Source organism: Bacillus sp. GMs2/2, from assembly GCF_050172095.1.
Taxonomy (GTDB): domain Bacteria; phylum Bacillota; class Bacilli; order Bacillales; family Bacillaceae_G; genus Bacillus_A; species Bacillus_A cereus.
The window spans coordinates 59,417-71,045 of record NZ_JBNLYE010000002.1 but is presented as its reverse complement, the minus strand read 5'-3'; the positions used below and the strand labels follow the sequence as shown (position 1 = coordinate 71,045).

Here is an 11,629-nt window from a genome sequence, read left to right as displayed (position 1 = left end):
TATTATATATGTAAATACAGTTGTTTTGCTACTGTAAATGAATAAATAAAATAAGCCAAGACATAAAATTCTTGGCTACACATAAATCTTGTTTTTAGGCTATTTTACAGTGACAGTAGCTTGCTGCTGAACGCGCTCAAATAACCAGTGTATATCATTGTTATACATACGAATACAACCAAGTGTTGTCCATTTGCCGATTGCTTGATTATTGTTAGTTCCGTGAATCGCATAAGTTGTTCCGTAAGTTCCTGCCATATTTAATCCGAGCCAACGGTCACCAAGTGGATTACGTGGATCGCCGCCTTTAATTTTGCCTGTATAATAAGGGCGGTTTTTAATTTTATTTACGATTTGAAAAGTGCCTTTAGGTGTAGGTGTTGCAGCTTTTCCAGTAGCGACAGTAAAACTTTTTATAAATTTTCCATCCTGATAATAATCCATTTTATTTAACTGAGTGTCTACAATTAATTGATCTTTCGTTGTAGCTGCCTCTGCACTAGCGAATGGAAGAGTTAAAAATCCTAATGATAATAGTGCGCTTAATAATAATTTTTTCATTGTTATTCTCCTTTTACTATCGTAATAGTCTTACATACAATGAAGTTGTAATCCTCGTAATGCTTTATTTACATTTTCATCTAATGTTTCAAAGAATGTAGTGATTTTGCTGTTGTGTTTGTTGTTATCAATAAGTAATCTTTCATTTAATAAAAGCTCACCACGTAGGCCAAAACTTTGAACTTGAATATTTAGCTCATCTTCATTTTCAGAAATGATTGGTAAGAAATAGTGAAAAGCTTTTGTTGGAATGATGTAGCTTTTGCCAATCATGCTTTCTTGATTTGAATTAATCCATTTTTTCGTGACAATTTTAATATTCTTTTTTGAAACGATAAAAGATAGTGTTGTAGATTTTGTTAAACTTACGTCAAATTCACTTGTTTCACATATTTGTAAATTAAAAACGGTTTCATTTTGATGAGATTCAACATTTGTATTAATAAAATCGTGCATTTTATATGCTTCCATTTCGTATTCACCCTTTTTTCAATTTCGAAAAACGACTTATATTTATTCAAATTAATGCTTAGTCATATATTGGTTAAATTTTTCAACAAATTCCGATATAATCTTACAATACGTATATGAAGCTAATATGAAGTTAGCATGAGTTTGTGATGGTTTTTTATTGAGAACAAAATAAGAGAGCTTTTTTAGTGCTAAAAAATGGATGAAATCTGCATGTTATTAATGCGTCTTTTCGCTATTTCGACTTGGAAAATAATTTTTACTATTTAATAAAGAACGAAAATCATTAGTGTGACCCTTACAAAAATGTAATAAAAATGTAAGCTATTGTGATAGTTATTTCGACAATTTTTTTATACAATAATAGTAAGAAGTTGTACGGGATTGAAAGGAGAGATGACATGGAATGGATTCATGAATTATTTCAGCAATACGGGTATTATGTTGTACTTGTCGGCTTGCTGTTAGAATATATTGCACTTCCGTTTCCGGGAGAGCCAACATTAGCATATGCGGGATTTTTAGCACATAAGGGTGATTTAAGTTTACCGATTTTAATTATTCTATCCTTTATTGGGACAAGTGTAGGAATGACGATTCAATACTTTTTAGGAAATAAATTAGGTATGCCTTTCATTCAAAAGTATGGGAAATACGTATTTTTAACACAAAGAAAAATTGACTTAACGAGAATGTGGTTTGATAAGTATGGGTACTTCCTAATTTTTATTGGTTTCTTTATTCCTGGTGTACGTCATTTCACAGGATACTTTGCAGGAATTATTAATTTACCATTCCGTCGTTTTGCCATTACAATTTATTCAGGCGCTCTATTTTGGGTATCATTCTTCTTAATCGGTGGTTACTGGTTAGGTGGAAACTTACATGATATCTTTGGAGTGCTAGAAGGTCATATCGGTAAAATTATTTTTGGAGTTATTGTGATTGTAGCGGTTACGTTAGGTATTCGTTTCCGTAAGCAGTTAAAACGAATATTACTACAAAACGCAAGTTAATATGAAATCCATTCTATGTCAGAATTTAGGAAGGCAGTGCAAAAGCACTGCCTTTTTTATTTTATTTTTAAGACTATGTTTAATGCACATTTTACATTCTTTATAGGAATTTGATACAAGATAAGAAATAAGTATCTTGTCAATTATTATAGTCGTAATGACAATTATAATTGACAAATATAAGGATATTATTTACAATTTTAATTAAATAAATGAAAAAGAGGGAAGACATGAAGCTTCAAAATCGAGTGAGGGAATTGCGAGCAAAGCATCGTTTATCACAAGGGGATTTAGGGAAAGCGATTGGATCATCACGGCAAACGATTAGTTTAATTGAGCGTGGGGATTATGCACCATCTATCGTATTGTCGTTAAAAATTGCACAAATTTTCAATGTACCGGTGGAGGAAATATTTACGTTAGTAGAGGGGGAAGAGGACGATGAAGAGTAAGCGAAAAAAACAATTTGATTCTGTGGGGAAAATAGCATTAAGTATGATAGGAGGATTTTTAACGTCTTATATAGCTTTAAATTTACTCTCGGATGAACCGAGAAAATTATCATCCAATACATTTATAGGTATATGTACTATTTTTGGAATTTTAATGATGTACTATACTTGGAAGAATACACGTATGTTAGCAGAGGCACGCGATGAAGAAGAGAGCGTACAAGGCAGAAAATTAGGCATTATAAGTATATATTTACGTGTAGGTGATATAGTTACGCAGGCATGGTTTGTATATGCGGTTATTACATGTAGACGTGCACTGTTGCAGGATACAAATGTTTCATTTGCGGTGTGGAATTTAGTAGCTTCTATTGCTTGTTTAACTACTGTAGTAATTATCGGACTCATAACAAAAAATCGTTATAATAAGCTATATCCTGAACAAGGTGTAACGTATATGGAATCTATGAAAATGTGGACGAAAAATGCAGATGAAGGATTAAAGCACATTGTGCATGAGGCTGGATATAAAGCATATGAATTTACGAATACAATATTGGCATATGTATGGTGGGCTGCCGTTATATATACAGCTGCTAGTAATATCGATTTTGTATTAATTGGCTTAATCTCATTTATTTGGATATTGCATCTTGGGAAGTTCATGTACGAAATGCAGAGGAAAATGATTTATTAAGGGGAGAAAAAGGTGGATATTTTAAGAAGGCCAGCTGGCTCAATGACAGTGGCGCTAATTTTGTCCATTTTATACGGAGTAATCCGAACTGGGAAATTAGAAGTAATTTTGAACCTATGGGAAATAGTTGGAATTTTTTTATTAGTGTTAGCCATTCATGAGCTAGGACATGTAGTATTTGGTGTAATAGGTGGTTTAACATTTAAATTTATGACAGTAGGACCCATTACTATTCAAAAAGAAAAGGGAAAATTACGCATTCGAGAAAATAAATTATGGGCTTACTTTGGAGGCGTTGCAACACTAGTACCACCTTCTATAGAGACACCGAATCTTTCGAAAAAATGGGCGTGGCTCACTTTAGGTGGACCAATTACGAGTTTACTGTTTGGTATTACTTCCGGTTACATATACATGGTGAGTTATTATCAATATCTTTTATATTTTTCCTTTTTCCATTTTGCAATCTTTGCGGTTACAATTGTGCCGATAAAAGGAACGCTTATGAGTGATGGGATGCAATTTCTTATTTTAATTAAAGATGATGAAAGAGCTAGAAATCATTTATATGAGATTCAAATATCGAGTGAGTTATTTAGTTATAAAAGACCGAAAGATTGGGATGAAAGATTAGTAGAATTGAGTGAGGAGAAAATAAAAGAGAATAAAGGGATAAGAGAGATAATGAGTAGACTTATGCTTGTCTTTTTTGCTCGTGCAGATCAAGAGGGAATGGAAAGAGCGATACCGTATATAGAAAGAATTGTTCAACTACCTGTAACGAAAGAAAATAAGTTTTTCGTTAGTAGTTTTCATAGTTGGTATCTTTTATATAAAGCCCTTTATGAGATGGATAGTCTTTCTTTGCAAGAAGCAAAGGAACATGCAAAGGCTATTACAAAAATGGACTTAAGTGGATATTATCGTACACAAGGAATTATCAAATATTTAGAGAATGATCTAGAAGCTTCCCATACTTATATGAAGAAAGCTGATAAAGAATTAAAGAGCGCCGAGAAGAGTGAGATGGGATATTTACAATTAGAAAGAGAATGGTTTGAGCAGTTGAAGGTGAGGGTATCTTACGATGGATGAGGTATCCTCTTTTTTATATGTCATCTTATGCCGTTCCATAAATAGCCTGGGGCGAGTAAAATGAGATAAGAAGAGCAAAGCTTGGAGGAAGTAAATATGGAAATTTTATCAATTATTTTGATAGTCTTGCTCATTTATGTTGTTTTTAAAGTGGCATATGTAGCATTAAAGATACTCGCGATCCTATTAATTATCTTTTTAATCGTAGAGTTCGGCAGTAAGTTGCTTGGGGGATAGGGTATATTGTGCGTTTCGAGTGTCGAAGGTTGTCGTTAAATCGATATCTTGTGTTGAACCGTTGATATAATGAAAAAATCGCTGATATAAGTGGAGAAATGATCGATATATTTGAAAAATCGTTGATATATTTTAGTGAATACGAAGTGGGGTATGTGGAAAAGAAGTTGCCGTGAGGATAACTTCTTTTTATCGTGATGCGGGGATATGCAAAACAATATAAAAAGCTGGAAGAGTATCTTCCAGCTTAAGAGTTACTTTCAATTTGGCGACCGCTATCTTCTTCAGTGTCTTGTAATAGGTTGAATACGTCTGCTAGGCAGAATGCAATGAACCAAGTCCATAGACCGTGGAAGAAAGCTGAGCTTAATTGAAGTGGTAATGTATAGTTTGTCATTGAGTAGGAAATACATCCACCAACGATTCCGATCATTGTTAATAACATTGTTTTTTGAGCATTTTCTTCTGGATTGAAGAGGAAGTAAATGTATCCGCCTAAAATTGAAGCGCTTACAAGTGTTTCAATTCCATTAAAGATGATATTCTCTCCAAGCTGAGTGTTTGTCCAGAAGTAGATTGTTCCGCCGATAATAGCAAACAGGACAGCTATTGTATATCGTATATATTGATTCATATGTTCATCTCCCTATGTAATAAGATGATTTGGAAGTCAAAAAGGTAGGTATAGTATATTGAAGTGAGTTTTAATTGTACGTATCTTTTTATAAAAAGATCATTGAAGAGTAACTAAGATGATCGGTTGTTTAAACCGTTACGTGTATGGTGTCTGAAATATACCCGACTGCTCGTTTCTTTTTGCTTGTAAAATAAGAGAAACTTCCAAGTCTATATACTCTTTTTTTGTGAGTCTGCTTTCATTATAACACATTTAGGGACATAATAATAGAATTATCTGATTTTGTAATAAGTGTAAAAAATAAAAAGCGTAAGGAAATACCATTAACGGTGCAGTTTAGTGGAAGAAGGATTTTAATTTATTATGATGAAATATGTAATCAAGGTGAGATCTAAGAATGAGGCTTAAATACTATAAAAAATGTTTTATAGCATGAATGTAAGGGAGGAGAGCTAACTTGGAGTTCACAACAGAAAGATTAATAATTAGACCTTTTAAGAGTACTGATTTACAGGAAGTATTTGCTATTTATAATAGTGATGATACATGTAAGTTCCTATTACATAATAAGTGGACTCATGAAGATATGCAGGAAAGATTTAATAAAAAGCTAGCAAATAATGTACTTACTAAAGAAACAATATTAAGTTTGGCAGTTATATACAAAACTAAAGTAGTTGGTGATTTATCCGTATGGTACACAAATATGAAAGACACTGTTGAGATTGGTTATAGTTTTTCAAATGAAGTAGCTGGGAGAGGTTTGGCAACAGAAGCAGTAAGTAGTTTGGTATTGAAATTATTTAATGAATGTAATGTACATCGTATACAGGCTAATCTTGATGCACGTAATACAGCTTCACAAAAATTGTGTGAACGAATAGGCATGAGAAAGGAAGCCCATTTCATACAAGATTTTTGGAATAAAGATGAATGGACAGATAGTATTGTATATGGAATGCTATCCTCCGATTTGTAGTAATAAACTTAGTGATTTTATTATGCTAAAAGGTACGTTAGTTGAATAACAAAGGGCATAACATATATGACTAATATGTTATGCCCTTTAATTTATTAACCTGTTTTATATGCGTTTGAAACGACCGACAATTTCAACTGTTTCAGTAATGTTCATAAATGCTTTGTTATCCACTTGACGGATAATACGTTTCATTTCGCCTAACTCATAGCGAGTCACGACAGTGTAAATCATTTTTTTCTTATGGTTTGTATAGCCGCCGACAGCGTCTACCATTGTCACCCCGCGTATGCCGTGATGTAGTAGTGCGCTTTTTATTTCCTCGCCTTTTTCTGTAATAGTCATTATCGTTAATTTAATATGTTTCGTATGCACAGCGTCGATAACTTTGCTGACTACAAATCGACTAATTAACGTATAAAGTGTAATATCCCATCCGAAAATAAAACCTGCTGCTACAAGTAAGATTAAGTTGAATACAAATATGATTGCTCCAATTGAAACATCTCGATATTTCGCTACAATCAATCCAACAACATCAAAACCACCTGTTGAAGAAGCAAATCGGAATATAATTCCTGAAGCTGCTCCGCAGATAACACCACCGAATACAGAAGAAAGTAAAATATCGTCTGAAACTTGGTGTACCGGGATAATGTTCATCGCTAACGATGAAACAGCTACAAAGTACGCTGTTAAAAAGGTTGTCTTCTTTCCTAAGTAAAAGTGACTTAAAATAAGAAGAGGAATGTTTAGTAAAAAGATAAGTGCACCGATATTGTAGTGCATTAAATAACCGATAATCATCCCTACACCAGCGAATCCACCGCTAATCATATTATGCGGGATAAAAAACATATTCATAGAAATTGCATACAAAATAGAAGCTATAAAAATAACAACCAACTGTATCATAAATTCTAAGTGAAATGTTTTAGCTGCTGGGAAGGATAAAAAGGCGGTGTCGGGAACGTAATCGGCGTCTCCTAGTTGACCCATAGTATGTTTCATCTCCATATTCATTTTTGATTACAAGAAGAGAATAAAGGTTTTTTCAAAAACTGGCAATAGTTTTATTATAATGCAAAAATTTTATAAATTTCTAATAAATCAAGCCTATTCATTGATGTGTGTGAATATGCTAAAGAAAGCGAATACAACGTTTCTTAATTATTGTTTTCTTGAGAAAATATGCAAAATACTTTTTTTGAAAATAAAAGGAAATAGAGAATATTTGCCCGATGTGCTAAAATGACCTTATTAAGGATGTGAAGCGATGGAATTTTTATTGCAGGATGCAATTCTATATATATCGTTTGTAACGACAGCACTTTGTTTATTAGAAGTTTTCTTCCTTGCTAATGTTTCTCGCTTTGTGCGTCAACAAGCATCAAGCGGTAGACAAAGAGCTTTTGCGTTAGTTGATACATGTGAAGATAGTGTGGGAAATGTACCGCTATTTTCAATTTTTTATAAATATGGAATGATTCGTTCTGTACGCAGACAAGAATCAAGTGAAGAGAATGATGAGGTTGGTCCGTATACACCAATGTTTCGCTAAATAATTACGAAACATTGGAGGAATGAACATGTTAAAATCATACCGAGCTGCGCTCATTAGTTTATCAGTAGTACTTGTTTTTGTTTTATCTGGCTGCAGTAATGCAGGCACAATTGATTCACATAGTACGGGAATATGGAACCACTATTTCGTATATCCAATCTCGTATATGATTCAATTTGTTGCTCATCATATACCGGGAGCTAGCTTCGGGGTTGCTATCATTATTATGACGCTCGTTATTCGTTCAGCCATGATTCCATTAGCTGTTTCGCAATATCGCAGCCAAGCGAAAATGAAGAAAATGCAACCTGAATTGCAGAAGCTAAAGAAAAAATACGGTGATGTAAGCAAAGACCTTGAAAAACAAAAGCAGTATCAAAAAGAAATGTCAGAACTAATGAAATCAGGCGGTTGGAATCCACTTGCTGGTTGCTGGCCAATTTTTATACAAATGCCGATTTTCTCTGCTTTGTATTATGCGATTAGCAGAACGGAAGAGATTCGCACATCTTCGTTTTTATGGGTGAACCTAGGACATGCAGATCCATATCATATATTACCGATTATTGCAGCGTTAACGACATTTATTCAGATGAAAGTTTTCCAATCGAATATTACACCTGGAGAACAAGTACAGATGCTAAAGATGCAGCAAATTATGATGCCAGCAATGATTCTATTTATGGGGTTTGCGGCGCCATCAGGACTTGTGTTGTACTGGATAACAGGTAACTTATTTACAATGACACAAACAATTGTATTAAGAAAAATAATGGAACGTGAAGAGTTACAATTACAAAAAGCATAGAGAAACACCGCTCATTACGAGCGGTGTTTTTTATTTGAATCGTTAAGGAAATTTTAAGAAACCAATATTACTATTGGCGTTGTATACGAAAGTGTACATGCTTTAGAAATATGAAGGAGGAAATTTCCTATGAAGAAGAAAACAGTTGGTTATTTAGCGATTGCAGGTGCTTTATCATTCGGAATCATTGGAGGAGTCGGTGTTCCGGCATTCGCGGCAACAAATACTCCAACAGCTGAGCAAGCGACAAAAACAGCGAAAAAAGATTTAGATGCCGCTACAAAACAAAAAGTAAAAACGATTATGGACGATACAAAGAAACAGTTACAGGAGCTAGGTGTAAAGCTTCCAGAAAAAGAAAAACGTAAAGAAATGTTTGCGGGATTAGATGAACAAACAAAAGAAAAAGCGAAATCTATTTTAGAGCAAGAGAAATCTGGAAAATTAACACGTGAACAAGCAAAAGAGGAATTGACAAAGCTAGGCGTAAAAATGCCGGAGAAAGGTAAGCGTGGAGACATGTTTGCTAACTTAGATGAGCAGGCGAAAGAGAAAGCGAAGTCGATTTTAGAGCAAAAGAAATCTGGAAAATTAACGCATGAGCAAGCAAAAGAGGAATTAACAAAGCTAGGCGTGAAAATGCCGGAGAAAGGTAAACATGGAGACATGTTTGCTAACTTAGATGAACAGGCAAAAGAAAAAGCAAAGTCAATTTTAGAGCAAAAGAAATCTGGAAAATTAACGCATGAGCAAGCAAAAGAAGAATTAACAAAATTAGGTGTGAAACTTCCAGAGAAAGAGAAGCATGAAGACATGTTTGCAGGATTAGATGAAGCAACAAAAACAAAAGCAAAAGCGATTTTAGACAATGAAAAGAAACAATTAGAGGCATTGAATGTTGATTTACCGCACCATAAGTTTTTTATGAAAAAAGAAGATAAATAATTGATTTATGTATCTTTCGTGGGGCAACCGGAAGGCACGTGCGAGGACCGATTTCTGTCAGCAGAAATCGGTCCCTTTTAATGATTTAATAAAATTTTTTTCATTGTTAGTATGTATCCAAAGACGCAGTAGAAGATTGCAAAACCGATAAATACTTCTGTATATTGATATTTACCTAATACATAGAAGGAAACAGCTGGTATAATAGCTACCGCTAAAATGCTATAACCAGGATATTTGTGCCGATGCATGATGGCGAATAGAACAGAAAGAAATGTAGCGATGATACAAAAAACAGCAATCATTATTGATGCACCTCCTGTATGAATTATACCATTTTTAGGTGATTAGAGACGTGGCGTAACTTCTGTTATAATATAAGAAGATAAATATTTCCTATGTTATATAAAAAATATATTGATTTTTTCTAACAATTCAATATAATGAACAATAACTACAAAATTCGACATCAAGAAGTGATGATGAGGACACGATCAATTTTTTACGATTCTCAGAGAGGGAAGCCTTTGGCTGTGAGCTTCCTAATACGGAAAAATGGATTACCACCTCTGAACTGCAGCAGTGAACGAGCATCTAGTAATTGCTTGCCGGCAAAAACCGTTATTTAGACTTGAGAAATTGGTGAAGTGTATTACTTTACGAATTGAAACAAGGGTGGAACCACGAATACAACACTCGTCCCTTTTTTAGGGAGGAGTGTTTTTTTATTTCATTTTTGCATCACACTAGGATTGGAAGGAGGATACGCAGCATGCATCATGATGAGAAGAACAAAATTGGTTTAACAGTAGCACTTTCTATCGTAGTAGGAACGATTATTGGATCTGGTGTGTTTATGAAACCAGGGAGCGTATTAGATTACTCGGGGAGTTCTAATATGGCCATTCTTGCTTGGATAATTGGTGGTCTGTTGACGCTAGCAAGTGGTTTAACAGTAGCTGAAATTGGAGCGCAAATCCCGAAAAATGGTGGGTTGTATACGTATTTAGAGGAGATTTACGGAAGTTTTTGGGGATATTTATCAGGTTGGATGCAAACAATTGTTTATGGACCTGCTATTATCGGAACATTAGGTTTATACTTTAGTTCTTTAATGATTAATTTTTTCTATTTAGATAAAGTGTGGAATTTACCAATCGCAATTGGAACGGTTGTGTTCCTTGGCGTTGTAAATAGCATGGGAACAAAATACGGAGGTATCGTTCAAACAATCACGACAATTGGGAAGATGATTCCGATTGTGTTAATTGTTGTGCTAGGTTTCTGGAAAGGGAATAGCGATATTTTTAACGTAGTTGTGCCGATATCGGAAAATCAAAGTATCGGTATGGCAATTTTAGCAACGTTATTTGCTTATGACGGCTGGATTTTACTTGCTTCGATTGGTGGAGAAATGAAGAATCCAACAAAGTTATTACCGAAAGCAATGACAGTAGGGATTTTAATCGTAACGGCTGCTTACGTATTAATTAACTTGGCGTTATTAAATGTATTACCAGCAGCAAAAATTGTAGACCTTGGAGAAAATGCAACAGCGACAGCTGCAGGCATGTTACTTGGAGAATATGGCGGAAAAATTATTAGTATCGGTATTATCGTTTCTATTTTCGGCTGTTTAAATGGAAAGATTTTAACGTTCCCACGTATCCCAATGTCTATGGCAGAGCGTGGACAACTTCCATTTTCTAAGTTTATTGCAAAGGAAAGTCCGAGATTTAAAACACCAGCAAATGCGATTACTGTTGAAATTATTTTAGGAATTATTTTAATGATTATTAGTGATCCAAATAAGCTATCTGAGATTTCCGTATTCATTATTTATATTTTCTATGTAATGACGTTTATTGGTGTCTTCATTTTAAGAAAACGTAATAAGAATAAAGAGCGTGCATATAGTGTACCGTTATTCCCAATCGTACCAATTGTAGCGATTTTAGGTTCGTTCTTTGTAATTGGTAGTGCGATTATTAACGATCCAGTAAGTTGTTTCTTATCGATTGGAATTGTATTTACGGGACTTCCGGTGTATTGGTACTTGAATAAGAAGAAAGAAACAGAATGATGAAAAGGTAGGCGTATTATACGCCTACCTTTTTTACTGTAAAAAAATTGTACTTGCGTCCATTTTCTATTTTGGTTACTATAG

General features: G+C 34.1%; 15 protein-coding genes and 1 other annotated feature. Of the genes, 10 read left to right on the top strand and 5 right to left on the bottom strand.

Annotated features, from left to right (window positions below; translation table 11 throughout):
- Positions 1-99: 99 nt before the first annotated feature.
- Both ACQGS6_RS00940 and ACQGS6_RS00935 read right to left on the bottom strand, forming a co-directional pair.
- A complete protein-coding gene (locus ACQGS6_RS00940; RefSeq protein ID WP_000735058.1) occupies positions 100-561 on the bottom strand; it encodes a L,D-transpeptidase in 462 nt (153 codons plus the stop codon).
- Positions 562-591: 30 nt separating this feature from the next.
- Complete coding sequence (locus ACQGS6_RS00935) at positions 592-1,032, bottom strand: DUF3978 family protein (protein WP_000388768.1); 441 nt, start codon at positions 1,030-1,032, stop codon at positions 592-594.
- A 401-nt stretch (positions 1,033-1,433) separates the two neighbouring features.
- Between ACQGS6_RS00935 and ACQGS6_RS00930 the strand changes: the two genes are divergently transcribed.
- The 5 genes from ACQGS6_RS00930 to ACQGS6_RS00910 all read left to right on the top strand — a co-directional run bounded on the left by ACQGS6_RS00930 (position 1,434) and on the right by ACQGS6_RS00910 (position 4,529).
- Entirely contained in the window at positions 1,434-2,048 is a 615-nt protein-coding gene (locus ACQGS6_RS00930) for a DedA family protein (RefSeq protein ID WP_326318530.1), read from the top strand.
- A gap of 230 nt (positions 2,049-2,278) precedes the next feature.
- Positions 2,279-2,500, top strand: a complete 222-nt coding sequence (locus ACQGS6_RS00925) for a helix-turn-helix transcriptional regulator (protein WP_000776168.1) — start codon at positions 2,279-2,281, stop codon at positions 2,498-2,500.
- The gene (locus ACQGS6_RS00920) at positions 2,490-3,197 is read left to right on the top strand and encodes a DUF3169 family protein (RefSeq protein WP_000837712.1); all 708 of its coding nucleotides are present in this window, start codon (positions 2,490-2,492) and stop codon (positions 3,195-3,197) included. Before ACQGS6_RS00925 ends, ACQGS6_RS00920 begins: the two co-directional genes overlap by 11 nt.
- Positions 3,198-3,239: 42 nt before the next feature.
- Positions 3,240-4,292, top strand: coding sequence for a site-2 protease family protein (locus tag ACQGS6_RS00915; RefSeq protein ID WP_326318541.1), 1,053 nt, complete (start codon positions 3,240-3,242; stop codon positions 4,290-4,292).
- A gap of 96 nt (positions 4,293-4,388) precedes the next feature.
- Positions 4,389-4,529, top strand: coding sequence for a DUF3985 family protein (locus ACQGS6_RS00910; RefSeq protein WP_000404758.1), 141 nt, complete (start codon positions 4,389-4,391; stop codon positions 4,527-4,529).
- Positions 4,530-4,776: 247 nt separating this feature from the next.
- Here the strand turns inward: ACQGS6_RS00910 and ACQGS6_RS00905 are convergent, their stop codons facing one another.
- On the bottom strand, positions 4,777-5,163 hold the full coding sequence (locus tag ACQGS6_RS00905; protein ID WP_074625060.1) for a DUF3938 domain-containing protein: 387 nt from the start codon (positions 5,161-5,163) through the stop codon (positions 4,777-4,779).
- A 460-nt stretch (positions 5,164-5,623) separates the two neighbouring features.
- Here ACQGS6_RS00905 and ACQGS6_RS00900 point away from each other — a divergent pair, with 460 nt between their 5' ends.
- Positions 5,624-6,145 carry a GNAT family protein gene (locus tag ACQGS6_RS00900; protein ID WP_326318531.1) on the top strand — a complete coding sequence of 174 codons (522 nt, stop codon included), beginning with the start codon at positions 5,624-5,626 and terminating at the stop codon, positions 6,143-6,145.
- Between the two features lie 105 nt (positions 6,146-6,250).
- Here ACQGS6_RS00900 and ACQGS6_RS00895 read toward each other — a convergent pair whose 3' ends face one another.
- Positions 6,251-7,144 carry a YitT family protein gene (locus ACQGS6_RS00895; RefSeq protein ID WP_000530044.1) on the bottom strand — a complete coding sequence of 298 codons (894 nt, stop codon included), beginning with the start codon at positions 7,142-7,144 and terminating at the stop codon, positions 6,251-6,253.
- A gap of 277 nt (positions 7,145-7,421) precedes the next feature.
- On the opposite strand from ACQGS6_RS00895, the gene ACQGS6_RS00890 reads away from it, so the two are divergent.
- The 3 genes from ACQGS6_RS00890 to ACQGS6_RS00880 all read left to right on the top strand — a co-directional run bounded on the left by ACQGS6_RS00890 (position 7,422) and on the right by ACQGS6_RS00880 (position 9,462).
- Complete coding sequence (locus tag ACQGS6_RS00890; RefSeq protein ID WP_326318532.1) at positions 7,422-7,706, top strand: hypothetical protein; 285 nt, start codon at positions 7,422-7,424, stop codon at positions 7,704-7,706.
- A 28-nt stretch (positions 7,707-7,734) separates the two neighbouring features.
- Entirely contained in the window at positions 7,735-8,517 is a 783-nt protein-coding gene (locus ACQGS6_RS00885; RefSeq protein WP_000920519.1) for a membrane protein insertase YidC, read from the top strand.
- A 129-nt stretch (positions 8,518-8,646) separates the two neighbouring features.
- Entirely contained in the window at positions 8,647-9,462 is an 816-nt protein-coding gene (locus ACQGS6_RS00880) for a hypothetical protein (protein WP_000730880.1), read from the top strand.
- A gap of 77 nt (positions 9,463-9,539) precedes the next feature.
- Here the strand turns inward: ACQGS6_RS00880 and ACQGS6_RS00875 are convergent, their stop codons facing one another.
- A complete protein-coding gene (locus tag ACQGS6_RS00875; protein ID WP_000562238.1) occupies positions 9,540-9,767 on the bottom strand; it encodes a hypothetical protein in 228 nt (75 codons plus the stop codon).
- Between the two features lie 165 nt (positions 9,768-9,932).
- Positions 9,933-10,169 (top strand) — a binding site (T-box leader).
- A gap of 65 nt (positions 10,170-10,234) precedes the next feature.
- Between ACQGS6_RS00875 and ACQGS6_RS00870 the strand changes: the two genes are divergently transcribed.
- Positions 10,235-11,545 carry an APC family permease gene (locus ACQGS6_RS00870; protein ID WP_000546299.1) on the top strand — a complete coding sequence of 437 codons (1,311 nt, stop codon included), beginning with the start codon at positions 10,235-10,237 and terminating at the stop codon, positions 11,543-11,545.
- Positions 11,546-11,629: the final 84 nt, after the last annotated feature.